At 56.6% G+C, this 25,890-nt stretch carries 17 protein-coding genes; 4 read left to right on the forward strand and 13 right to left on the reverse strand.

Annotated elements, in window-relative coordinates:
• Positions 1-53 precede the first annotated feature (53 nt).
• Both EXE51_RS14815 and EXE51_RS17565 read right to left on the reverse strand, forming a co-directional pair.
• Positions 54-1,400, reverse strand: coding sequence for a hypothetical protein (locus EXE51_RS14815; protein WP_137692946.1), 1,347 nt, complete (start codon positions 1,398-1,400; stop codon positions 54-56).
• A gap of 421 nt (positions 1,401-1,821) precedes the next feature.
• Positions 1,822-1,986 (reverse strand): hypothetical protein, encoded by a 165-nt coding sequence (locus tag EXE51_RS17565; RefSeq protein ID WP_158413900.1) that lies wholly within the window; start codon positions 1,984-1,986, stop codon positions 1,822-1,824.
• A gap of 511 nt (positions 1,987-2,497) precedes the next feature.
• Here EXE51_RS17565 and EXE51_RS14825 point away from each other — a divergent pair.
• The gene (locus EXE51_RS14825; RefSeq protein WP_049933144.1) at positions 2,498-3,535 is read left to right on the forward strand and encodes a HAMP domain-containing sensor histidine kinase; all 1,038 of its coding nucleotides are present in this window, start codon (positions 2,498-2,500) and stop codon (positions 3,533-3,535) included.
• Between the two features lie 93 nt (positions 3,536-3,628).
• On the opposite strand, the gene EXE51_RS14830 is transcribed toward EXE51_RS14825, so the two are convergent.
• Both EXE51_RS14830 and EXE51_RS14835 read right to left on the reverse strand, forming a co-directional pair.
• Positions 3,629-4,201 (reverse strand): response regulator, encoded by a 573-nt coding sequence (locus EXE51_RS14830; protein WP_089309274.1) that lies wholly within the window; start codon positions 4,199-4,201, stop codon positions 3,629-3,631.
• A gap of 202 nt (positions 4,202-4,403) precedes the next feature.
• On the reverse strand, positions 4,404-5,192 hold the full coding sequence (locus EXE51_RS14835; RefSeq protein ID WP_241990644.1) for a DUF4097 family beta strand repeat-containing protein: 789 nt from the start codon (positions 5,190-5,192) through the stop codon (positions 4,404-4,406).
• A gap of 840 nt (positions 5,193-6,032) precedes the next feature.
• Between EXE51_RS14835 and EXE51_RS14840 the strand changes: the two genes are divergently transcribed.
• The 3 genes from EXE51_RS14840 to EXE51_RS14850 all read left to right on the forward strand — a co-directional run bounded on the left by EXE51_RS14840 (position 6,033) and on the right by EXE51_RS14850 (position 9,536).
• Positions 6,033-7,502, forward strand: a complete 1,470-nt coding sequence (locus EXE51_RS14840) for a PQQ-binding-like beta-propeller repeat protein (RefSeq protein WP_137692948.1) — start codon at positions 6,033-6,035, stop codon at positions 7,500-7,502.
• 1 nt (position 7,503) lies between these two features.
• Positions 7,504-8,142: a PH domain-containing protein gene (locus tag EXE51_RS14845; RefSeq protein ID WP_137692949.1), complete on the forward strand. Its 639-nt coding sequence runs from the start codon at positions 7,504-7,506 to the stop codon at positions 8,140-8,142.
• 557 nt (positions 8,143-8,699) lie between these two features.
• Positions 8,700-9,536: a hypothetical protein gene (locus tag EXE51_RS14850; protein ID WP_137692950.1), complete on the forward strand. Its 837-nt coding sequence runs from the start codon at positions 8,700-8,702 to the stop codon at positions 9,534-9,536.
• Between the two features lie 53 nt (positions 9,537-9,589).
• Here the strand turns inward: EXE51_RS14850 and EXE51_RS14855 are convergent, their stop codons facing one another.
• From EXE51_RS14855 to EXE51_RS14895, 9 genes are all read right to left on the reverse strand, one after another.
• Positions 9,590-16,267, reverse strand: a complete 6,678-nt coding sequence (locus EXE51_RS14855) for a carboxypeptidase regulatory-like domain-containing protein (RefSeq protein ID WP_137692951.1) — start codon at positions 16,265-16,267, stop codon at positions 9,590-9,592.
• A 253-nt stretch (positions 16,268-16,520) separates the two neighbouring features.
• Positions 16,521-17,711 carry a DUF885 domain-containing protein gene (locus tag EXE51_RS14860; RefSeq protein ID WP_137692952.1) on the reverse strand — a complete coding sequence of 397 codons (1,191 nt, stop codon included), beginning with the start codon at positions 17,709-17,711 and terminating at the stop codon, positions 16,521-16,523.
• The gene (locus EXE51_RS14865) at positions 17,701-19,377 is read right to left on the reverse strand and encodes a DUF885 family protein (protein WP_137692953.1); all 1,677 of its coding nucleotides are present in this window, start codon (positions 19,375-19,377) and stop codon (positions 17,701-17,703) included. The genes EXE51_RS14860 and EXE51_RS14865 overlap by 11 nt, the downstream gene beginning before the upstream one ends.
• On the reverse strand, positions 19,374-20,516 hold the full coding sequence (locus EXE51_RS14870; RefSeq protein WP_094494251.1) for a Gfo/Idh/MocA family protein: 1,143 nt from the start codon (positions 20,514-20,516) through the stop codon (positions 19,374-19,376). Before EXE51_RS14870 ends, EXE51_RS14865 begins: the two co-directional genes overlap by 4 nt.
• Before the next feature lie 39 nt (positions 20,517-20,555).
• Entirely contained in the window at positions 20,556-21,611 is a 1,056-nt protein-coding gene (locus tag EXE51_RS14875; protein ID WP_137692954.1) for a M42 family metallopeptidase, read from the reverse strand.
• 28 nt (positions 21,612-21,639) lie between these two features.
• Complete coding sequence (locus EXE51_RS14880; protein ID WP_137692955.1) at positions 21,640-22,941, reverse strand: ABC transporter ATP-binding protein; 1,302 nt, start codon at positions 22,939-22,941, stop codon at positions 21,640-21,642.
• The gene (locus EXE51_RS14885) at positions 22,938-23,966 is read right to left on the reverse strand and encodes an ABC transporter ATP-binding protein (protein WP_137692956.1); all 1,029 of its coding nucleotides are present in this window, start codon (positions 23,964-23,966) and stop codon (positions 22,938-22,940) included. Before EXE51_RS14885 ends, EXE51_RS14880 begins: the two co-directional genes overlap by 4 nt.
• Positions 23,963-24,940 (reverse strand): ABC transporter permease, encoded by a 978-nt coding sequence (locus EXE51_RS14890; protein WP_094494247.1) that lies wholly within the window; start codon positions 24,938-24,940, stop codon positions 23,963-23,965. Before EXE51_RS14890 ends, EXE51_RS14885 begins: the two co-directional genes overlap by 4 nt.
• On the reverse strand, positions 24,937-25,890 hold the full coding sequence (locus tag EXE51_RS14895) for an ABC transporter permease (RefSeq protein ID WP_094494246.1): 954 nt from the start codon (positions 25,888-25,890) through the stop codon (positions 24,937-24,939). Before EXE51_RS14895 ends, EXE51_RS14890 begins: the two co-directional genes overlap by 4 nt.

The raw sequence follows: 25,890 nt of genomic DNA on the forward strand, positions 1-25,890 counted from the left end.
CATCTATCTGAAGAATAGGGTCTCAACAAAGCCGGTGAAGTCGTTACGGCTCGTCACGAATGGGAGCTGAGCAGTTCACCGGCACGCTCGGCATCCGGAACGAATGCGATCGATGACCTCGGTTCCTGGGCGGAGTCGCCGTCCTTAGAGTTGTAAGTCCGATCGAAAAACACCGTTCCAGCGTCCAGCCAGAGCGGACTTCCGAACAGCCCACGCTCGACCGAGACGTCCCGGACACCGTCGTATGACGCCGACCACTGTGGTCGTCCGAGGTATCGGTCGTACGCCACCACTTTGGACTCGTAAAATTCGTATTCGACGCCGCCGAGCGCCAACAGCAAATGTACCGCGCTTATTGTCGAGAGGCTTCCAACGAGACCGAAGAAAATCGCAGCCAAGCTCGCGGACACGACAATAGCACCGTCCAACAGGGCAAAAACGGCGACAACCATCAACCCCGCTATACCCACCCGTATCGTGAGCTGTCTCCAGTGGCCGAAGCGGTTATCGACGACACCACCAGTCGTCATCGCGTTCACCACTCCTGCGGCGAGGATAGAGGAGCGAACCGGCGCCATCGTCTCGCGAGGTTCTCCATCCGGGATCGACGACTGAGACGGAACGGGTACGTTCTTTTCCGGTTCGGAGTCCGACCACCCTTGAGATATCGTTTCATCGTTGCGGTCGGACGTCGAGTCCGACTGCCAGCCCTCGGGGCGAGCACGCGCCGCGTACCAACCGTAGGCGAGCCGAGACACGATTAGCACGGACGCGGAAACCGTCATCCCAGCACGTGTTATCTCCAATCCCTCGCCGGAGAGGGTCGTAAGCGTCCACCGAGAGACGAGCCATAACAGCCCACCGTAGACAGCGAATATCAGTACTCGCTTCCGGGGGACGACCGCCGAGGCAGAGGTGATCTCGTGGCCCTCTGAGGCCACATATGCCCGCAGCACCAGCCACGATTTCGTCGCTGCCGCGACGAGACCCCCACCTAATAAGAGCAGTGTAGCCGGCGAGCGCCACAGCTCTCTGGGGATGTCGACGGCGGCGACGTACGCCGTTGTGCTCGCTGAAAAAACAAGTATGAACACGGCTCCCCAGACCACCGGAATGTTTCGAAGGTGAATTCCCGGAAGGCGGTCAGTAACGGCGATTGATCCACGCTTGTGGGATAGAAGCCGGAACGGACGTTGAAAAAGAGTCGACTGACGATCCGGTTCGGGCTGCGAGAGCAGCTGTTGTACCGTTGTCCGGAGGGTCAGAAGGAGGAGATCAATCCAGTACAAGACGGCGACGGCTAGCAGCGAGAGGTGTCCGTACAGGAGGACGAGCACTGCGGCGACGGCCTCGACGCAAGCTGACCCGAAGAGTATTCTGCGATCCCCGATCAGACGCATGGATGGCATGACCCGAAACGTTCGAAATCGCGTACAGACCCGCGTTGGCGGGTGACGTGTGAGTCGGGCGTAACGCGCGATATCGGTCGAACGAGCAAGCGAGTGGCGGCATCGTTACTCGAATGCGCACCGACAGACGTGTCGTCGGTGGAGGGTGTCCTGATACCAACGACGGGGTCACAAAACGGTACAGCGATACTGGACAGCAAGTCGGGGGTGAAGGGCGCTACCGGTAACGCGTCTCGCACGGACAATCATAACTCGACGAGTCAAAATAAGTGTGGGGGCATGTCTCGCGACCCGAAACATCGAATTGTCCAATATGACGAGACCCTGCGAATTTTCCTTACACGTGAATTTAATTCCACTGTGGGTGAACCCCACGACTTTAGCCGTGAGAAGAGGTCAGAGCAGCATCTGATCACTCCTCTTTTCGACTAATAAGCTGTGGAATAAGCACACCAACGACAATCACAACAGCGATAGTTATCCATGTGGGCAAGTCGGTGAAGCTACTCATTGACACGAGAAGGATAACTGTAGCTACCCCAAACAGAATCATCACCTCATTTTCGTGCGAGATCATACCAGTTGAGTAGCGATTGGCTGAGAAATACAATCATTCTACCGGGTATGATTCTAATTCAGAAACACGCCAGTATCAATATATAATCGCATACTGATGGTCTGGTATGTCGCAATCAGCGAATGTATTCCGCAGTCCGGTCGTCCGTTGGGGGATGCCCGCTATGACGGCCGCTATTATTGTAGCTATCGCGTTCCTCGTTATTGAAGATCAGACACTTAGATTAGCGATGTTGGGGGTTGCCGTCGCTGACTTCCTTGTCACGCCACAGATACTGAAACGCGCTGCTCAGAGCGCATAGCTGGCTCCCAACAGAAAGAGGGTCAATTGATTATAAGAGCTAACATAAAAAAGAGTGTTTCTGGCCTAGAAGCAAGAAATAATGTTAAACAGGTAGCCGGGCCAAAGTGATGATAGGTGTTGTATCGGGTGGTGGTCCAACCAGTTACCATGCGTACTCGCACGGAGAAACGGGCGCGGTAACAATGCCAAATAGAGATGTGAGCAACCGATGAGTGATGGTCGTCACACGGCGATTCCGTTACGTGAGTTTCCAGACCCTGCGCTCGCATACACCGTCGACGGTGACGATGCTCGCGTGACCGCCGCAAATGACGCCTTCGAGCGGCAGTTCGAACAGGAGCTGGTGGGCGGACGCGTGTCGACGATATTCGACCGGTTCAACAGCTGCGATACGACCGGTGACCGGGAGCCAGTCTCGCATCTCGTCCGCGGCGATCGGATCGGCATCCGGCTGGACGGATACGGCAACCGAGGCCCGTTCTTCGCTCGCGTAATCCCGTCGGATGACGACACCGGGTACCTGGTGTTTTCAGACCTCCGCGAGTGTCCCGACGAAGGCTATTCACCGGGTGTTGATCAAGTGAGCAGCGTTATCAGCCACGACCTTCGGAACCCACTCGACGTCGCGAAGGCCCACCTCCGGGCAGCAGAGGAGACCGGCGATCCCGAACACTTCGAGTCGGTCGCAGACGCACACGATCGGATGGAACAGATTATCCGTGATGTCCTAACGCTGACGCGCGACGAGGCTGTCGTTCAACCCACAGAGGAGGTCGCAATCGAGACCGCTGCGAGAGACGCGTGGGAGTCGATCGATACCGAACAGGTCGAACTGACGGTTTCGGAGTCGCTGCCGACGGTTACCGCGGACTCCGATCGGCTCCAACGGTTGTTTGAAAACGTGTTCCGAAATAGCGTTGAACACGGTGTCTCAACCGATGAAACGGGTAGCGAACAAACCACAGAGTCACCAGCAAACGGCCATCCGGGCGCCCGAGGCGAGCAGACAGGCGAGAGCGCGACTGTAGTTGTTCACCCACTGGAAGGGGGGTTTTATGTCGCAGACGACGGCCCGGGAATCCCGCCCGCGAAGCGTGACGTCGTCTTCACTCCCGGATATTCAACGCGGAGTGGTGGGACCGGCCTTGGCCTAGCGATCGTCGACCGAATCGTCGAAGCACACGGCTGGAATCTGACGCTCACAGCAGCGGATGACGGCGGTGCGCGGTTTGAAATTATCTTTTAATTGACGGGGGAGCCACCAGAGGCCTCCTTGACTGGTGTAGTTGGGAGACGAGTCGGGTCAACGATCAGCCCGGGTCGCGGCTCTTGCCGGAGATCAGTACCCTTCGCGCTCAATACCGGTGAACTGATCTAACAACTCGTCTGCGTCGGGAAGTAGCCGACAGATGCGGTCCCGCAAACTGTCGGCCTGCTCGTCAAGCGACGAAAACTGATCGTGGTCCTCGAGACGGTCCTGTGGCAACTCAGCTGCGATAACCGCTCGCTTCGATTCGACTCCGAAGTACTGACCGAGGAGTTCGTATGCGAGGACCTGACACTGCTGGTCGACGGCGGCTCTGATATCTTCACGGTCGACTGGTTTACAGAGGTAGTCGTCGAACGGAAGTTCGAGAAGTTCTAATCCCGGGTCGATGGCGGTCACCATGATAACCCGGGTGTGAATGTCGTGCTCTCGTAGCTCACGGAGGATGTCGTCACCAGATCGATCCGGCATGTGCCGGTCAAGGAGAATTACATCCGGCGGGTCAGACTCGTCGACCGCAGACAACGCCTCGGGACCGCTGTAAGTGACTGTGACATCAGCCACTGCGTCCAGCCGGAGGGCGTACGCGTCGGCGACCTCCTTCTCATCGTCGACGAGCAGCACCCGCGGCCTGTCAACATACATGTCGGCCGTCACGTGGTGTTAGTACTCACTACAGCATTTAATAACCCGGCTTCTAAGACAGTTTCTAGTGGGTGTACACGCCGGGCGACGGTCTGCTTGGTTTCTCCCCATCCCGAAGAGATGACCTTCCACTGGCTACGTGTCACCGACCGGGGGGCGGGGCGGAGGCGAGGTGGGATCCCCTCATCACCCGTGGGAGCGCTCAGGCGCGGATTGTGATATCACCGTCGTCCGTTCTCGCGGTCAGTCGGCTGGTACCTCGTTCGACGGTAGCGTGTAGCTGTGTCTCCGTTCGTCGGTGAACGCGGAACTGTGGGGCTTGCTTCGGCACAGAGAACTCACCAGTGCTAGTGTGAGCAGAGAGGGTCGCGCTGAGCTCCTCACTGAGCCGGAGCAACAGATCGCCGGCAGACGACTCAACGAGAGCGTCGTCGGCCACAGCGGGGACATCGGCGGTGATATCTCCGGTCTGTGTCTCCAACGCTGCTACGCGCATTGGGTCACGCACCTGAATCGTTCCCTCCAAAGTCGTTGCGGAGAGGCCGCCTTCGGTCCCATCGACAGTGATGTCTCCTTTCGTTGACCGAGCGGCGACCTCACCGCGCGCGCGATTGACGGACACGTCACCCTCGGGAGCCTCCAGTGTCGCCCCGTCGGTGACTCTGACGCTCGTCACGTCCCCATGATTGGTGTGAAGCCGATGAACCGCGACGCTGGGTGGCACTCGGAGCTCTAGGGCGACGCGGCCACCGCCTAGACCGAGTAACTGCGGTTCGTCAGTTGTGATCTCCAACCGATTCTCGACGATATGTACACTGGTGTCGAGCTCGTTGAGGGAGACGCCGCCGGTGGCGTGTTTCTGCGAAACGATTTTGATATCGTCACGAGGCTCACCGATGAAGGCGATATCGCCCGTAGCCTCAGTCACGCTGAGGGCCGCGACTCTGGACGGATCGACCGTCCGAGTATCACGGGTCTGTTCTCGTTCCATTTGGCGGACGGATCCGCACCCGGCAAGAACGCTGCCCACACCGACACCAACCGCACCCAGCAGTCCTCGGCGTGTCGAAACGATGTCCGCGAGTCTACGTTCGGTCATGGTGGTAACCGATCGGAGCAGGGAGGGGATCACGGCGCAGGGGAGCGGTTGGCGATCCAACGCACAGCGGGTTCTCTTCGGCACGGGAACGCGGGGACCAGTCGGAAGGCCACATACAACGGCCGACATCCATCACTACAATCAAATATAGAATCGTATGCGTTTCTGGGCCTGAAACGGTCCCGAAATGTTATACAAGATCTGTCGGTTTAAGATGACTTTCCGAGCGTCTACGGCCACCACGACAAACGCGACGATCCCGCAGAGCTGCTCAATCATGGCAAATTTCTGGGTGTTCTATTTATTAGGACACCGATTAGTTGACTGTATGGCCCTCCAACCCAGCCATGCGGTTAGCGACGGTATTCGGCGTACATTCTCCCGTACTGGTGGGATACTCTGTTTGGGGTTCCTATTACTCTAGCGCGGGGTTCAGACAACTGTCAATTTGCCGTGGTTGGGATTTCGATGGGAGGGCCAGTAGCAATCTCGGCCCTTGTAGACCATACTCGGTCAGAAGGAGTCTCCGCGTAAGAATTTCAACAGGATCGGGGACGTGTATTGCTTGGAAAAATAGTAAGCCACGAAGAAACCATAGTATTATGACACGCATCCCCCTCCGTGTTCAGCTTTCGAGCGTTTAGAATCGACAGACAGCAACTACACAGGTCTGCTTCCACATGAGGAGTCAATTCGCGTTACTTTTTTTATAATCGACTTTAATAGACAGTTATGATAGGACTAAGTCGCAGAACTGCGTTAAAGACGAGCGGAGCACTTCTTTTTGCCTCAGGCGTGTATCCGACGGTCGCGACGGCAGATAACGACTCCATAGCAAATTGGCACTCATTCGGTGGAGACCTGGGGAACACGGCGCATAATCCCAACGCCCGTGTGCCGAAAGAGAATGTGAGTTCTCACTGGAGAGTTGATGGACTTCCGGGCTTTCCGTCTGGGCCCGCTGTCGTGGACAACGTTGTTTATTTCACATCAGCGCAAGGAGAAGCCTTTGCTATCAGCTTAGCCACAGGGGATCGAAGGTGGCGTACCAGTCTTGATGAGCCGATAGGCGACATCGCCGATGATATTCCGACGCCGTGCGTTGCCGGCGGGTCAGTGTATGTTGGGTCAAAAAATGGGAAGCTCTACTCGCTTGACGCCGTGACTGGCAATGAAAACTGGAGCATCTCCACAAGCAGTGGGGTTACCTCACCGGTTGCGGCATCAGACGGGCAGGTATATTTCATCGACGACGGGGTTAACGCGGTTGAGGCCGACTCGGGCGAAGAGAAGTGGCGCTTCGACGAGGAGTTCTTTTTTGAATCCGGGCTTGGGGTCACTGACGGAACAGTTTATGTCGGAAGTAGCGAGGGGACGATGTACGCTCTTAGTGGGAGTGATGGGTCGGTAGTGTGGACAACTGATCTCGGGAGCGCAGTCATGGCTCCACCAGCTGTCACTGATGAGGCGGTCTACGTAGGTACGGAAAATGGGGACTTCTTTTCGCTCTCCCGCTCGGATGGGGCTCCTAACTGGACGACTGAACTAGATCAAGATATCATCACGTCACCAGCGGTGTCGAGCAGTCGTGTCTTCATAGGAGGCGAGGGTCAGTCCGACTTCTATGCGTTCGACAAATCGAGTGGTTCTGTTGAATGGACTGCCAACATCTCCGAGGACGAAGAAAGCGTTCGAGCGTCACCCGCAGTGGCCGATGGAGTAGTGTTCATTACACAAGGAGATCTTCGGGCAATAGACGCCGAAACCGGTCAGGATCTCTGGCGATACCCGCGTGGGGATTTTATTAGTTCATCGCCCGCTGTCGTAGATGGCGCAGTTGTCGTCGGTAATTGGGATCACAGCGTATACGCACTGTCCAACGGGGAGCTCGCGCCCAGTGCGTCCACGGAGACGGCCAACGAAACCGAGACAGAGACCGAGGCTTCAGAACAGACCGAGACTTCAGAACAGACTGAGACTTCAGAAGAAACTACAACGTCCACAAATCAGAGTAATGGGGACGCGGAGCAGACCTCGGGGCAAGAGCCGCAATCTACATCAGAGGACACAGTCAACCGTGGCTTCCTCACAAACGGTGAAGAGGGACAACTCGGCGCTTTGAGCGATCCCTACGTACTGACAGTTACTGGGTTTGCCCTCTCTGTAGCGGGTGTCCTTCACTCAATGCTGGGGGGTCAGTAAGATGGCTCGAGGGAAACCAGCAGTTTGGAGTACACTCCTCGGCTTGCCATTTATTGGTACCGGCGCGTACACCTACTTTGTAGAACTTGAGATTCCCTCACTCCTCGGTCTCCCGTTTGCTGTGTTCGGAGGCTTCATTATCATCATGGGACTCTATATCCACTTCGTAGCTGCTCCAGAGTCACCGACGATGCGAGAGAATGAACGTCTCGTTGATAAACGGCATCCCACGCAGCGGGTTGCTTTGGTAAGGATCTGCCTTGGACTTCCGCTACTCGCGGTAACCGTCTATCTCATGTTCTTTTCACAAGTTCCGTACGTGTATCCAACAGGGACATTGCTCGTCGGGCTCTATTTCTTCTCTAACGGACTTCAGGTGTACTGGTCAAACAGTCTCACTACCTACTATTTGACGAACCGACGGATAATCCGTGAGTACCGTCTTATTTCTCTCATTCGACAAGAACTACCGCTGGATAAGGTTCGTGGTGTTGAGGAGCGCAAATCAGTAACAGAGGCGATCGTCGGTCTCGGAAACGTGAAGGTGGCAAGCGGTGGAGGGGGCGGCTCACTCAAGATAGTCATGCGAAACATGGAGCGGTCAACAAAGTTTGCTGACCAAGTCCGAGAATACGTGTGACAGTCTCTCTGGCCTAAGCGGCGGGCATTCTCGGCCGCTGTGTGAGATTACAACCAGCGAACCGGTTTGTTTGACTTTGGTCGTAGGTCGGGTAGATCGAGAGTCGCGCCGGTTCTCAGTGCGGTCGCTCTCATGACTGACGACGGATTGAAACGCGGCTCAGCCTTATTCAGGATACGAATGCCGGACGAGTCCGCTGGCGAGCCGGGACAGTCGGATTCAGCGGTGAGCGCTGCGGGCGCACAACTGTCTACTCCAGTGATAGCGGACATCCCGACGCCAAATGCGGTCAGCGATGCGACGAATCCAACAACGGCCGTCGTCTGGCATCACAAACATCTCCGATTAAAGGATCAGGAAGCGGTTTCACGGCCGATCGCAGACAGCGATGTGACTGCGAGGAACGGCGCGGACAGTTCTGGGCACGCTACGAGCGTCGCCGGCTAGCGGCTGCCAGCGAGCTTCGGCGTCAAACAATCGCGAAGCGAGCGTCCTTTTCTGGGGGATGCAGTGCGGCCCGGGCGATGGCGGCTAAACACGGGCCTCTGTCTCCGCTCATGACAACTGCCCTCCAAGCAGACGCCAATTCAGCGGGTAAAGACAGTCCTGCCCCGGCAAAATTATACGAAAAAGAATTATTAGCTAAGTTGATAGTGGTATGTGAACACAAGATGTCCCGAAGATCTCGGCGGGGTATAGTCGCTGGTCTTACTACTGCTTTAGCTGGGTGTGGAGGGCTACTGCCGGGATATGGTGACTCGTCAAGTACACCGCCGACAGAGTCGGGCGAGTCCACAACTCCCGACGAGCAGGGAGAAGACAACACTAGCTCGACAACAGAGTCAAATGAATCAACGAGTTCCACCCAAGAGGAGGATACTAACGATCAGTCGGCATCAGTCGCCGAAACAGATTACCCGACATCAGACGTTTTATTATCAGTTCCCGAACTCGGAGAGGGGTACAATCTCACGGGAGAGACTCAACAGGCACAATCCTCGTCCGACGGAGACGAACTCGATACGCTCCGCGAGGCTGGTATCGTCCGCCAGCACGAACGTTCGTTTCGCTTAGAAACAAACGACAGCGATCGAGCATCGGTCGTATTCTCGTCCGTCACCGTGTACGAGTCATCAGATATCGCGAAGAGCGCGGCTGATGAACTTCTAACGTCGATTCGAGATAGCGGTGGGAGCGTTGAAGACCAGAATGTCCTCTCAGGGGTCTCAGCGTCGGTAGCGGTGTTTGAGAACGCCGAAGGAGCGTTAAACACTCTCTTTGCCCGTCGTTCTGGTCCAGTTCAATACTATGTCGTCACCTCCGACCAAGCCGAATACTTCCGTGATCAAACACACGACCTGTTCGTTCGTATGGTCACGGCAACACCCGATTGACAATTTTCTCCCCAGAGAACGGGGGTCACAACGACGTCAAACTAAAGCCGAGATCATGGGGCGCTAGCAGTTGTCGAGAGCGGCACCGATACGTCCGGCTGGTCGGGAACGACGATTCGGTCCTGTTCCTCACTGTCCTCACCGTCGTTGTCGCTCGTCGCTGCGGCACCGACGACAGCACCCCAGGTGATATCGCCCGCGGTAATCCGGCCCGTCTGTGTCGTCCCGGACATATCACGAACACGAATCGCGTCAAAGTGGATTTCACCATCGTCCGCACGGTGTGTGCGGATCTGCTTCTCAATGATCTCTTGGAGTTCGTCGCGGTCGTGATCCTCAGAGACCACCACCTCGACGACCGCAGTCCCATCTATATCCTCGGCTTCAGCGAACTTGGCATTTGCATTCCGCTCACCGAAGAGCAGATCACGCATATTCGCGCCACGGCTGTCGTCGAATCGAGGTGTCCACTCTTTCACTTCGACGTAGTCGGGGCGGTCCCCAGCGCGTCGCACGAACAGGTCGATATCTTTGTCTGTCCCCTCAATTTCGGGCTCGACAACGACCTGAGTCACGTCGTTGCGACGGGCGTACGTTGCCACACTTTCGGCCTCACGGGTTCGAGACGAGAGTTCGGTCGAGTAGCCGTCGCGGTTATTACGCGTCGCAGTCTGCTCAATGATCTTTTGCATGTGGTCTCGGTAGCCGACGACCTTGTCGCTTGTCGCCTCCTTATGAACGGCACCGACGTACCGCCTGAGGTCCTCGTGGGTCGCGCCACGGACGAAACTATCGCTGAGCTCATCGTTCTCTTGTGAGACAGCGTACTTTTGAGCCACGTCCGCTCGCCACTCATCCCAGATATCGGCGTACTCACGATCCTGGTCGACGGTGAACATCCAGCGGAGCATGTCTGAGTCACCTTTGTCGATGCTGTTTTTCACGAGGAATGCGCCATTCTGGCCGGAGTCCTCGACGAACTGCTTGAGCCGCTCCCTGGGAATACCATCAGTCTGTTCCAGTTTGAGGAACAGCGCGAGTTCATCGTCAGAGAGTTTCTCACGGAACTCGTCGCCGTCATCACCAGTACGTCGGATAACCGCGCTGTAGCCGGGAGCGTCCGTGGGGTCAGGGAGGTTCCGACGGTTTCGCATGTACGCTCCAAGCTGGTCGCGACCGCCGACAGTCTTGAGGTATGCTCGACCTGAGTCGAGTTTCGAGCTTACCTTGCTGGCATACGTTGAAGCCTGTGCGGCCTTGCCTGCTCCACGAGCAACTACCATCTCAGCCGCGACGAACGTTACGTACCCCGAGTACCACGCGTCGGCGAACTGGTTGTGGTCGACGCTCCCCTCGGGGAAGGGATTGTCCGCTTTTTGTTGTTCGATGACTCGCTGTGGGAGGCGTTCGACAATCTGTTCGAGTACTTCCGGATGGGTCGTCAGATAGACGAACGACTCAAAGGCACCAACGACGGTATCAACCGGGTTTGAAGCCGCCTGCCATAGAACGTAGATTGATTGCGGCAGGCTCCTGATGCTTTCGACGGTATTCTGGAAGGCGCTTGCTGCGCCCATCATTGAGCCGTAGCTCCCAATAGATCGCTCATGACGGAGTTGGTTCGAACTCGCAAGACACTCCGTGGTCGCGGTGACGTGGGTGTCAGCACACGCCTCAGAGACATCTACCGATTCAATTCTCTCCGAAGAGATCTCGCCAAATGAGTATTTGTCAGGTGTAATGCCCCTGAAGATCGACTGCTTGGCTGATTCGGTCGCGAATCCGACAAACGAGCCGAGGGCCTCTCCAGCGGTCGTTGAGTCCAACCAGTCTTCGCCCGCCTCGTCAGCTTCGCGGGTAGCCACCGCCACGTCAGGGACGGTGAGATCAAACTCCCGTCCGTCCTCTTCAGGAGTGATTTTCCGATACTCCCAAACAGCGCCGTCTATCGACACCCGGATAGTGTAGGTCTCATCCGGGAGGTATTCGGCGTTGGTGCGGAACTGTCCAGCAGAGTCAGTCGTGAACTCGGCGGCATCGCTCCGGCCGGACACGCGAATTGTCGCGTCCTGAATAGAGTCGCCCTGCTTCGTTGTCAGTTGACCAGATAGCGCAACTGGTTCCGATTTAGCTGCTGCCTCAGCGTCGATGTCGATCTGTTGTTTGCCGCTAACCGAGATGTCACGAATCACATCATCGCTAACCGCGTCGCCGGAGACGTACACCGAGTACCGTCCGCTTGCGAGATCCCTGAATGAGGTTTCTCCATTAGCGTTCGTCCGTTTGGTTTGAGCCGTGCCGTCCGGGCTGTACAGTGTCACTCTCGCAGATTCAATCGGTTGCTCGCCCAGAACGGTTACAGCAAGTGTACTACCGGTTGACATCTGAATCCGCCGCTCTCGGATTTCGCCGTCAGTCACGGTGACTGTGACGGGATCGTATGGATTTGTTGCCGGTCCGACCTCAACAGAATATTCACCGGGATCAAGGCCGGTCAGCTGAATTGTTCCCGACTCGTCGGTGTACTGTGTTGGGGCACCCTCGACGATAACTCGTGTGTCGGTGAGGAGATCGCCAGAGGCGTCGACAAACGTGAGCTTAACCCCGGTTCGTTGAACGGAGATCGAATGTCTCCCGGTCGCGACGACGGCACCATCCGTGGATACCGTGATCGGGATCCCGTCACCGGAGAACGCCGCATACAGGGTTGTATCGAACCGAACAAGGGCGGATTCACCCTCCGAAAGCGTAATCTCCTGTTCAGCCGGGCCCTCCGTCCCGATGGCAAGTGAGTTTGGTACAGCGACTGAGAACGTTTGTTCGCTCGCTCCGGTATTCCGAACACGGATACCCAGTGAGAACGACTCCTCTGTCTCGATAGTGCTTGGCCCGACAGTATTGGCAATCTCCGCGGCTGCGCCAATCTCAATGTCGAGCTCGCGCGTCTCACCAGCGTCTAATCTCAGTTCTCTTGTTGTCGACCCCGCATCAGCGGTTACAGTTACTTCGTGCTCCCCAGCAGGTAAGTTCTCAAGTTGGAACTCGCCGTTATCGTTGGTACGTACCTGCTGTGAATCGATACGAACCAGGGCGCCCGCAACGGGGCCTCCATCGGCTAGTTCAATGGTACCGCGGAGTGTACTGTTCGGCTCGACAGCGAACGAGCTCCGGTCTGCTTCGGAGTCAAGCGGTGTGTCCGACTCAACGGAGTCTGAGTCCGTTCGAATGCTGACCCGCGTATCGTAGGCCCCGGCCGGGGCATTCTCGTTAACGGTCCAGCGTAGCGTCACGCTGCGGTCTTCGCCGGGTGTAAGTGAGACCTCACGCTCGCTTTCTTCGCCGTATCTGTCACCACGTGGGCCTACGACTGAGTGATTAATAAGGAAAGTATCTTCTGTATTCCCGGTGTTGTTGACGTTGACGACCGTCTCGACGGTGTCTCCGCGGGTGTAACCGCTCGAACCCGTCGAAATGTCCTCGATGCGGGCGTCGACCCGCTCCCGCTCTTCGACCGTAACGGTCCAAGAGAGAGGCTCGCTGTAGGCGTCTTCTTCGTCGTGCGCTTGGACCTCAATCTTGTATGTCCCGGCCGAGTCGAAAGTGTGTGTCCACCTACTCTCGTCTTCCTCGCCGAAAGCATCGGTGGACTCCGTTAGGTCGGTTTCGAGGTACCAGTCGACTCCCGCCAAGTTGCCGTTGTCGTCAGTGGCTGTAGCAACAAATTCGACGGTGTCGCCGGCGGTCACCGTCGTCTCACGGTTGGGGGCGATCGGAGTCAGAATGGGTTTTGTATTGGTCTCGGCAACGCCGAAGGCATCCGGTTCGCGCTCTTCATCGAGCTTATCCGCTAATTCGTCACCGTCCACGTCGCGGTAGACCGACGTCCAGATATCATACTCACCGGCTGGTGCGTCCTCTTCCACTTCCCACTCAACGTCTACTGTTTCTTCCTCACCGGGTTCAACCCATACTGGCTCGTGCGTCGAGCGGTCGTTATCTCGCCACTCACCGTCAGGACCGCGGACACTGTATCCCACGTAGAATTCGTGTTCCGTGTTGCCAGTATTCCGGATTGTGACGCTTGCTTCGGTGGTTTCTGGAGCCTTGAACTCCCCATTCGGAACATCAACGTCTTCAATTTGGGCATCAATCTCTTCCGGCTCTTCAACGGTTACCGTCCATGAGGCGGTCCCGCTGTACGCCTGCTCCTCGTCGAAAGCTTCGGCTTCGACCTCATAGGTGCCGGGTGAATCAAACGTCCGTGTCCACGTGGCCGAGTCGGCACCGCCGTATAACTCTGAGAGCTCTCCTGTGAACTCATCCCCGATATACCACTCGACACCGTCGAGGTTCCTATCTGTGTCCTCGGCATCGATTTCGAACTCGACGGTCTCTCCGAGTGGAACTGTGGTCCTCTGGTCTGGCTCGTCCACCTCAATAGTTGGTGGAGCATTCTCGGAGACGACAGAAAATACGTCAGGGGACCGTTTATCGTCAAGATTGCCTTCGAGTTCATCACCCTCTACGTTACGGTAGACCGACGTCCAGATGTCATACTCTCCGGCTGGTGCGTCCTCCCCCACTTCCCACTCAACGTCTACTGTTTTTTCCTCATCAGGTTCTACCCACACTGATTCGTGCGTCGAGCGGTCGTTATCACGCCATTTACCGTCAGGGCCACGGACACTGTATCCCACGTGGAATTCATGCGCTGTATTCCCGGTATTCCTGACTCTGACGCTTGCTTCGACAGTCTCTGACTGTACGAACTCCCCTCTTGGCGGGTCGACATCGCTAATCTGGGCGTCAATCTTCTCTGGTTCTTCGACGGTAATTGTCCATGAAGCGGTCTCGCTGTAGGAATCCTCTTCGTCGAAAACCTGAGCTTCGATCTCATAGGTGCCTGGGGAGTCGAACGTCCGCGTCCACGTGGCTGAGTCGGCACCGCCAGCCACTTCCGAAGTGTCTCCAGTAAACTCGCCTTCGACGTACCACTCGACACCGTCGAGATTTCTATCTGGATCTTCGGCCTCTATTTCGAACTCAACTGTTTCATCGAATGGAACTGTAAGCCGGCGCTCTGGCTCGTCAACGTCAATAGTCGGTGGGCTATTCTCGGTGACAACATCGAATACGTTAGTTGACAGCCTATAGCCGAGGCGACCCTCGAGTTCGTCGCCGTCCACATCGCGGTAGACTGATGTTAAGATGTCATACTCTCCAACCGGAGCACCTTCTTCGACATCCCACTCGACGCCAACAGATTTCTCTTCTCCAGGTTCCACCCACACCGACTCATGTGTGGAGCGGCCGTTGTCCCGCCATTCATCATCAGGGCCACGGACGCTGTACCCCACGTAGAACTCGTGCGCTGTGTTCCCAGTGTTTTCAACAGATATGTCCGCTTCGACGGTCTCTGATGCCGTGAACTCACCAGTTGGTTCATCGATATCGGTGATTTCGGCGTCGATCCGTTCGGGCTCTTCAACCGTAATCGTCCATGAGACGGGGTCGCTGTAGGAATCCTCTTCGTCGAAAGCTACAGCCTCAACCTCGTAGGTTCCGGGTGAATCAAAAGTACGTTCCCAAGTCGCTACATCAGTGCTTCCTTGAAGATCTGAGGAATCCCCTGTGAATTCACTCTCAACGTACCACTCGACACCATCCAGGTTCCCGTCTGGATCTTGCCCCTCAGCTTCAAATCTAACCTCTTCACCGGGCGAGAGTGTATCTTCACCATCCGGTTCGTTTATTTGAATTGTTGGTGGGTCGTTTTCGGGAATAACCTCAAACACATCCATCATTCGTCTTTCGTCAAGACGGTCTTCGAGTTGATCGCCATCTGCATCGCGATAGACAGACGTCCAGATATCATACTCACCAGTGGGTGCGTCGTCTTCAACTTCCCACTCAACGTCTACAGTCTCTTCTTCACCAGGGTCTACCCACACCGATTCGTGTGTGGAGCGATCGTTGTCTCGCCATTCATCATCAGGGCCACGGACGCTGTAGCCCACATAGAACTCATGCTCAACGTTCCCAGTATTCCGAATGGTTGTTTCGGCCGTGACATCCTCACCAGCAGTATAATCGCCTGATGGGGGGTCGACATCCTCAATCTCTGCTGAGATCTCTGTCTCTTCTTTTACTTCCACCTCGTACTGTCTGACCGTGTATCCTTGCTGATCTACAGGGCCCGACCTGGGCGCCGTATACTTTTTTGAGCTATCATCGTCATCAATCAATGTAACACGGACATTGATTTTGAGTGTCCCAGATTCCTCTGGTGTGATCTCTGTAGCAAAGGATCTGGATTCGCCACCGTCCCAGAAGTCACCTTCTGTGGTTCCTGCTTCAGCAAGCGCATATTCTGCGGTTATACTATCTCCATTTTTATCGTATATCTCATCTCCCGCATCAGACACAGTACTGTAGGAGTGATCAAAATCGTCAGTAACTGTGACTTGTGACCCATCTCCAGAGTCGTCTAGATCTGGAGACGACACTGTAATTGTTGAGTACGCTCCTGCTCGGCCCCCGTCATTTGAGGCATCGACAACTACCTCGAATGACTCACCGACGGTTACTTCATCTGGGATCTCAACATCGTCAAGCGTTGGCGCTGGCGACTCGTTTTGAGCGGTAGCAGGTTGAACAAACGGAACAAAGGCACCTGTCGTAATCACCACCGCTAAGAACACGGCACTAATCGCTTGCTGTTGAGCGTCCATTTTGAGAATACCTAATTATTATACAGACCAACATCTTTCTTCTTAAATGACACTCATAACGAGTATGACAGGAACTCCCGGTTGTGATCTGCGACTAAGAGAATTGACCTCCTCCCCCGCGTGAACGCGGAGGAATCAGTATCGTGCCCGCAGGGTACAGTCGACGTTCGGCGCGTAGACATGCTCTTCGCCTTCACTTCGGTCACGTACCCAAGTTAGGATGTCCATAGCTCTCAAAAGCAGCCGACAGTCGCTACGTGGAACCGTTTGGATCGAACTGTGTAATTGACTCCGTGGAATGCATCCGCCCATACAGGAACTCAACAAACGTGTCGAACGCTGACGGGTCTACCGACTCGATGGCTGACGTGACAGCTGGCTCGCCGTGCCAGTATGACCACATCAAGGTTGCCCGCTCGGGGGCCGTAAGGAATCCAACACGGCTCTTCACCCACTCCTCGTCACCGTATATGGCCTGTTCGGACAGCCACTCGTGAACGTCTTGCTCCGGCCAATCCTCCGCATGGTAGCGCCACGCCGCAGCGGTTGCGATACCCATCTGATACCGGCCGACAAGGCTAGCTGCGTGGTCCGCTTCCGGTTGGGTATCGAGGAGCGCTAATCCACTGTCAGCAATACCTTCGAACGTCGTTGAACTTGCGCAATTGACGACTGAGAGGAGCCCATCTGCAGGCGCACGACTGTCCTCGTACCACTGGCGTCGGAGAGAGAACTGTAGCACATGTCCCGGATACCCCTCGTGTACAGCCAACTTCCGGAGCCACGGCCGAGTGAGCTGTGGATCGGTGTTTATGACGACCTCGCCGTTGGCAAAATCACACTTAGCGTTAAACGAGGCACCGCTTACGCCTGCGGCACCAATCTGGTCAACGTTCTCAGGAGCAGTGTCGAGCCCCGCAAGCGTCAGGTCTCGCATACGGTCCATCTCCGATTCGAGAACCTCCGGCGCCTCCGCAGCTGGTACGGTGGTGGCATCCTTCCACGCACGACACTGGGACTGAGCGTCACCCTCGTAGCCAAGTCTATCAAGTACGGAAGAAAGTTCCGCACGGAGTTCGTTGAGTTCTGCTGTCGACGGCGGATCGGCTGGAACGTGGAGGAACCGTTCGATCTGTTCCGAGAGTGGCAGCCCGTCTTGTCGCCACTCGGCAAAAGCACACATCGAGTCGCAGAACTGCTGATAGTACGTCCGTCGGTCCCGTTCAGGTAGGTCTCCAGCACGGTCTCGTAATGTCGAAAACGCTTCCACCACGTCTTCGTAGTCGCTGAACGATTCAGGCGTCCGTGGTGTAGGGGAGAGATTCAACACCGCAAGCCCCACTTCGTCGCCAGACTCCTCACGATAGAGGGCGTCCAGCCCGAGGACGGCATCGGTGAGCTCTTCAGCGTACGCTAACGTCCGGTCAGACAGTTTAATTGACATAGCTCTCTCGTAGTTGTGCTTGTTTCAGTGTGAGTGGGACAGAGCCCGAACTGAGCAGTGACTCGTGGAACTCTTGGAGGTTGAACGCCGCACCCAGTTCGGCCTCGAGTTCCCGACGAATCTCCCACACGTCAAGCAGTCCGAGCAGATACATGGCCGCCATTCCAGGGAACATGCTGTTTTTCACAACTTCGTATCGAGCGCCCCCCTCGTCCATGCCAGCGACATCTTGGTAGTACGCTATCGCTTCGTCGGCAGTGAACTCATCACGGTGGAGCTTCACATCTACAACAGCGCGGGCTGCCATTCGACGACGAGTTGCGTGAAGCGAGTACGCCTCTCGGTCAGTGAGGAAATCCGTCTCTCGCAAGAGTTCGCTGGCGTACGGTGACCACCCCTCGGCCATCGTCCCACCGCAACAGAGTGCGATCCGATAGGGTGTGTCGACTGCGGCCATCTGGCCGATACGGGAGTCAGCAACGTTGTATGCCCGATGGTTCTGGACGTGGTGCCCGAGCCCGCCGTGGTGAGCAACGTGATTGAGTTTTATTTGACTAGTGTTCCACCGCCGGAGCCGGCGTTCCCGGCGCTCCTCATCCATCGTCGGTTCGACCGGTTCGAGCAAGTATTCAACTGGCTCGACATCATCATGTGGTGCGGGAGCACGGTAAAACAAGAAGTAGAGATCCTGCGCAGCCTCGCGGACCCACTCTGGTCGTGGAACGTACTCTAACGGATACTCTGGCCAATCGATGAATCGCCCGTCCGAGATGTCTCGACACTTTTCCCAGCACTCCGTGTGTCGTTCGTAGTACTCCTCCGCGCTTGGATGGTCGTCGGCCAGCGCAGCCAGCGCCTCATCAACGTTATCTTCAGGAAAATCATCGAGTCCGGCCTCAAGTTCCTCGTTCGACCGGGCGAGGTGCTTCTCACCCAGCGCGAGAATCTCATCGGGTGATTCCTCGCGGAAATGACCACGTTCGAGCACAAGAGAGAGCGCTTCCTCGCCCGCGGCGTGGGCAGTAGTCGTCTCAACGGAATCAAGGAACGTCCCGAACCGCTTGAACGCATCATATGCCTCTGACGCGGCAGCCGCGAACGCTGGATCGTCAATGTTCTTTGTCTCCGCTAACGTCCCGAGGCCGTCGCCAAACAGTGCCAGTGCGGCCGACACCTCGTCGTTCGCTCGCCACAGCCAGTGCTCGGGGACGGGACCGAGCGTCTCCTGTGCCTCCGACAGAAAGCCCGGAATTGCTTCCATGCGCGAGATGGCACTGTCGACGCGTTCGGATAACGGTGCGAACTTCGTAAGGAACAGTGAAGCAACCCCGAAAACTGCTTCACCAGTGTATATACAGGGGTTCGACTGGTGGAAGTGCGTTCCCTCGTACTCCCAGCGTTGGATGTCGAGAGCGCCGGCTGCGAGCTTTCGGTCGAGCTGCTGGCGCTCGGTGAGGTCCTCAGTTGGAAACCGGTCTAGTTCAGCACGTAATCGATCGATCTCGTCGACGGCGCTCGCGACGCCCTCAGTCGAGAAATCGGGTAGTTCGTCGTCGTAGTCGTGGACACCGATGAACGTCGCGTTGACCGGACGACGCTTGTAGTAAGACGCAAAAAACGCGTCCAGCCACTCTTCGAACGTCTCGAGATCTGCTGCGGTGTTCATGCGTCAGGGACCCCCGTCCACTCGTCGTTTCGGTGTGACTCTTCGAACGCGTTGATCGACTGCTGTACCATCACACCGTCGCGAAAGTTCCCCTGATTTCGGTCGGAGACACCCGTTATTTCGTCGATGAAGTCCTTGATCAGGTTTGCGTAAAATAACGTCCGCCAAGACTCCTCGTTGGAGCCACCCTCAGGGTAGAAGCGGTCTGGGATTTCGCGTTGCTCGAATTCCACGTCGTCTTTTGTAGCAGTGTGAATCGTCTCAGCTTTCCCGTCTTCTTCTACAAGTCGACAAATGATGGCACCTTCACTGCCGTAGATGCGAGCCTCGACACCAGGGTAGTTGCCGACGGTAACGAAACTCGTCTGGATTGTGCCGAGTGTTCCGTTCTCGTACTCGCCGATGAACGTATCACCGTCGTCGATGTTCATCGGAATCCGCTCGTCCGTATCTGCCTCTCGGACCCGCCTCTCGGGGACGAAATTCATCATTCGCCCGACGACACGGTCATAGTGAGCGCCAGCCCACCAATGGCCAATATCGATTATCGGCGCACCGTACCCCTCAATAGAAGCGACTTGTATCTCCGACTGGTCAGCATCAGGATCCTCCTGTCGGAGCGGTTCGTCAGGGTCGAGGAACTGTGAATTCTGTTCGTAGCCGTTGAAAATGAACGGCTCACCAACGAACCCTTCCTCATCCATGAGGTATTTCGCATACTGAATTCCCGGACTGTACCGGAATGTGAAGCCAACTTTCGTTTTCAGATCTTTCTGCTCCGCAAGTTCGGCCGCCCGCTGAGTATCTTCCCAGTCGTGAGCAACCGGTTTCTCGCATAAGACGTGCTTGTCAGCTTCAAGCGCGGCCATCGCGAGTTCGAAGTGCGTCGACGAGGGCGTGGCCACGTCAACGACATCGACCTCGGGATGGGTTACTGCCTCTTCCCAGTCATCGGTCGCCTGAGGAATGTCGAACTTCTCTGCGTACGCTTCCGCCTTGTCGAGTTCGACGTCACACATCACCGTGATCTCGCTTCGTGGGTCTCGCTGCCACCCGGGGATGTGCGCGTGATCTGCCCATGCACCAGCACCGAGCATCGCAACCGTGATCGTATCGTGAGTCGTGTTGTCGTCTGTCATGATTGTGTCGTGGTCTCGTTGTGTCGTGTTGTGTCGGTTTCAGCGCGATTCCTCTCGCGAAGGAAACGGTGTCGTGAGCGCAGCCGAGAGCAGAGAGACCGTCTCGACAGCATCCGATTTTTGGAACGTTTCGACAGGCGAGTGCGTGTAGCGGCACGGCACCGAGACGGTCCCTGCGTGTCGACCTCCACGGATAGTCTGGAGCGCACGTGCGTCGGTGAATCCGTTTCGAAACACGCAGTTCGTGGGCTCAACATCTGCTTCACTCCCAGCACGGCGGATCCACTCCCGGACCTGACGGTTGACGAGAACTCCGTTGAGCATCTGTCCGACGCCTTCAGCCAACTCGACCGCTGGCCCACCGCCAAGCGGTACTTCGAACCGGTCATCATCACCAGGGTGGTTACCTGGGAAAACGTCGACTGCGAGTGCGATGTCGGGGTCTACTTGGTACCCAGTTGTCTCCGCTCCCCGAAGTCCTGGCTCCTCCTGAGCGACAGCGGCGTAGTGAACTGTCGCGTCAGTATCAGTGGTCCTAGCGACGGCAGCAAGGATGGCCAGTCCGAGCCGATCATCAATGGCACGGCCTGAGAACCGTCCGCCCGCTAGACTAACGAGCCCACGGTCCCACGTCGCGTAGTCGCCAACTCGAACGTCGAGCTGCTCGACTGCCTCCTCGGAGTCAGCACCAAGGTCGATATACCAGTCCTCAGGAAGTGACCTGGCTTCCTCGTCATCCATCCGGTGACGCGATTTCGGGCCAATGACCCCCGGAACCCGCTCTGGACCAACTTCGACGCGCTGTCCGGCGAAGTTTCCGGGATAATGGGCGCCGAGCCAACTGAACCGAAGGAACCCGTCGTCGGTGATCTCGTCAATCAGGAACGCCAATTCGTCGGTGTGTGCCGCGAGCAGAATCTCGGGAGCGTCTCTGGCCCCCTCGCTGGTCGCGACAAGATTACCGAAGTCATCGGTCGACACGTCATCGACATGCGACTCGATGAGCGTCCTGAACACCGCCGCAACAGAGTGTTCATCACCCGATGGCCCGCGGGCATCGATGAGCTGTCGCAGGTCGTCAATTTGGAATGTCATTGTCGTGTCTCTGTTAGGTAACTACCGCTCATGGTTGGCTATTGTACGCCTCATCTTCTCGCAAACAGGAGGCCTCGTGGTCTGGACCTGCTGAATACGCTGAAGGAGAACTACTCACACAGGGTGACGGCAGAGCCGCCTCTACCTGCTGACGTGTAGCTGTCTCGTTTCCTTGGGCTAACTCCGTGGCGGCGTCACGCAACGCGGACTGTCGATCCGCAGAGAGCTCATCGAGCTGGTCTCCGAATGTTCGATTGAGAAGGTGTTCAGCAACAGACGCCGCCGTTGCCTTTTCACCCTTGGCGTCAAGCCGTGTCTCAATCGCGGAGATATCGATATCACCGCTCAAAATCCGCTTGCGGAAGTCAAACGCCGTCCGGAACAGCGACTGTGAACCCTGCCAGTCTTCAGGTGGGATGATGGCGGGACAGCGGGTGTGGAATCGACAACCGCTCGGCGGATCAATTGGTGAGGGAACGGCTCCGTCGAGTAGCTGCCGTTCAGTGCGCACCTCTGGGTCAATCCGTGGCACTGCGGAGAGCAGCGACCGTGTATAAGGATGACGTGGGTTGTCGAATATTTGCTCCGTCGGACCTGATTCAACGATTTCACCCAAGTACATCACGGCGACCCGGTCGGCAGTATGCCGAACGACGGACAGGTCGTGCGTGATGAACATGAGTGCGAGATCCATTTCATCCTGTAACTCAGCGAGTAAGTTCAGAATCTGAGCTTGGACGCTTACGTCCAGAGCGCTCGTCGGCTCGTCAGCAACGATTAGTTTTGGCTCAACCATGAGCGCTCGTGCGATCCCAAGGCGCTGCTGTTGACCACCGCTGAACTGCCGTGGGTGGCGGTTCACATGGTTCGGTTTAAGACCGACCCGATCGAGCATTTGCTTTACTTTCTCGCGTCGGTCCTCCGGTTCACCAATATCGTGGACGCGGAGGGGTGCCTGTAGCACTTCTCCGACCGTTTTCCGGGGGTTAAGCGACCCCTGCGGGTCTTGGAAGATCATCTGCATCTCCCGTCGGAAGCTCCGCATCTCGGTGTCCGACGCATCGGTGAGTTCAGTTCCCTCGTACGTTATCGACCCTGCAGTCGGCTCCTCCAGTCGGAGCACCGTATGGCCGAGGGTTGTTTTCCCACACCCTGACTCGCCGACGACTGCGAGTGTTTCACCAGAGTCGATCGAAAGATCGACGCCATCGACAGCATGAACCGAACCACTTCGACCGAGAATACGGTCGAGGAAACTGTCTGATTGACTGTAGTGTTTCTTCAGTCCAGTCACCTCTAATAACGGTTCGCTGGGTGGTGCCGCAGTCATAGATCTCCCACCGGCTCGCGCTTGAGACAACTGGCTTCATGATTAGTGCCGATATCAACCGGTTCTGGCTCCAGCTCGAAACACTCCTCAGTCGCTTCAGGGCACCGCGGTGAGAAGTGACACGCGTACGGAATGTCGATGAGGTCTGGGACACTCCCGGGAATGGGCTCAATCCGGTCATCAGGGTTCTCGAGTCGAGGCGTGCTCGCGATGAGTGCCTCAGTATACGGGTGGGCCGGATTGTCGAACAACTCTTCAGTTGGCGCCCGTTCAATAATTTCACCAGCGTACATCACGTTTGCCCGCGTCGTCGTCTCCGCAACAACAGCGAGGTCGTGAGTGATGAGGAGAATCGACGTGTCGAATTCGGTCAACAATGCCTCGAGTTCGTCGAGTATCTGTGCCTGTATCGTCACGTCAAGCCCAGTCGTTGGCTCGTCGGCGATGAGGAGGTCAGGCTGGCATGAAAGCGCCATCGCGACCATTGCGCGTTGTGCCATTCCTCCCGAGAACTCGTGAGGATAGGACTGTGCTCGGCTCTCGGCCTCCGGGATGCCGACTGACTCAAGCATCTCGATGGCGCGCTGCCACGATTCGGCGTTTTTTGCCGCGCCCAGTATCTTCCGTTTGACCTCTGCAGAGAGGGTAACGGATTCATTTACGTCTTGATGGAGTCGGATGTTTTCAGCAATCTGTTCACCGACCTGTAGAGTGGGATTGAGGCTATTAACCGGATCCTGGAAGATCATCGAGATCGAGTTTCCACGGACAGCGCGGAGGTCCTCGTCGGACATCTTTTGAAGCGACTGACCGTTCAGTCGAATCTCTTCAGCGCTTACCTCACCGGGGCTCTCGACGAGCCCCATAATACTCCGTGCGAGAACGCTCTTTCCGCTCCCACTCTCTCCGACGAGCCCGACGATTTCGCCGGGGTCGATTCGTATGTCGACATCATCAACCGCTTGGACGGTTCCCTCGGCGGTATGAAACGCCGTCTTGAGTCCTTGAACTTCGAGGAGACTCATCGGCGGTCCACCTCCGTGTCACTGATGTCAAACACGTCGCGGAGGCCGTCCCCGAACATGTTGAATCCGAGGACGGTGATCATGATGGCCAGTCCTGGCATGACGCTGATCCACCACGCCTGCTGGAGGTAGTTCCGCCCGGCGGAGATGAGGATGCCCCACGTCGGTGTTGTGGGGTTGAGTCCGAGGCCGAGGAATGACAACGATGCTTCCGCGAGGATGGCGAGTGGGATCATGAATGTGGCCTGAACGATTATCGGCGCAACCGCGTTGGGAAGAATCTCCCGGGACATGATTCGGCGGTCAGTCTCACCGACGGACTTGGCAGCCGTTACGTACTCTTCCTGCCTGAGAGAGAGCACTTCGCCGCGAACCAGCCGAGCAAAGTCGTCGATGAACGCGATGCCTATCGCGATAACGACGTTCCAGAGCCCGGTCCCACCGGTGAACGCGATGAGCCCAACTGCGAGGATGAGTTCAGGGAACGCCCACTGGAAGTCGATGTACCGCATCAGCAGTGTGTCGACGATTCCCCTGTAGTATCCAGCTAGCAGGCCGATAGTGGTCCCTGCTGTAAAGGCGATGGCGATGGTCCCGAACGCGACGGTAAGGGAGACACGTGAGCCGTAGACGATCTGTGAGAGGATGTCGTGGCCGTAGGCGTCCGTCCCGAGCAGGTGAAACGCCCTTTCAGTTGCCGGATCCGAATCGAAATTCCCGACGGAACTCGACAGTGGCGGTTTCATGAATTCGTACGTCTGGTCGGGATCAAGCGGCGCAACCAGCGGTGCGAACACCGCCACCAGAACAAATCCAAGCACGATGAGCGCGCCAAGCAACGCGAGCTTGTCTGAACGCAACCCGTGCCAGATCCGCTCCCATGTTGTTCGGGGTGTCTCAACCGAATCTGACTCGATCTCGTACGGTAAGTCCGATTCGTCGACGTACTCTGAGACGATAGCGTCGTCACTCATGCTCCACCTTCGAGACGGATTCTCGGGTCAATGAAGACGTACAGAATGTCGACGAGAAGGTTCATGAACACCATCACACCGGCGACGAGCACGATGGTGGCCTGTACGACCGGGTAGTCTTGGGAAAGCATGAAATCGACCAGCAATCGGCCGAGTCCGTTGATCCCAAAGACGATCTCGACGGTGACGCTCCCGATGAGGATGATTGCCACTTGAATCCCGGCAACGGTCACGACCGGAATCATCGCATTCTGTAACGCGTGTTTGACCAGCCGTACGTTCGAAGAGACGCCCTTCGCTCGGGCAGTCTGCATATATGGTTCATTGAGCGTCTCTAACAGCGATGAGCGTGTGATACGCATCACAATAGCCGAGTACGGCAGTCCCACGGCTACCGCCGGGAGTATCAGATGACTCAACCAGCCCGTAATGCTCTCAGAAGGTTGGACGTAGCCGAATGCTGGCAGTAAGTCAAGCCAGACGCCGAAGACCAACACGAGGAGGATGCCGACGAAGAACGCCGGCATCGTAATGCCGAGGAACGAGGTGATGGTAGCGGCGTAATCAATCGGTTCCCGCTGGCGTGTCGCGCTGATTATCCCGGCAGGGATGGCGATCGTCAGCCCGATAGCGATAGCGAGGAGGCCGATAGAGATCGTCTTTGGTGCTGCGCGGGCGATGAGTACTGACACCTGTTGGTCGGTGGTAATACTCTGACCCAAGTCGAGGGTCAGAAGGTCTAATAACCAATTCACGTACTGTACGTGAAGCGGCTGATTTAGTCCTAACTCCGTCGTGAGGTTGGTAACGGACGCGTCAGAGGCGCGGATACCCAGCGCATTGCGGGCTGGGCTCCCCGGGAGAAACCGGAGCCCCAGGAACACGGCCGTCACTACGGACCACATGACGAACAAGGCGTGAGCGGTTCGTTTCAGGATGTACTGTAGCAT

The organism is Halorubrum sp. CGM5_25_10-8B (assembly GCF_005435095.1).
Lineage (GTDB): Archaea > Halobacteriota > Halobacteria > Halobacteriales > Haloferacaceae > Halorubrum > Halorubrum ezzemoulense.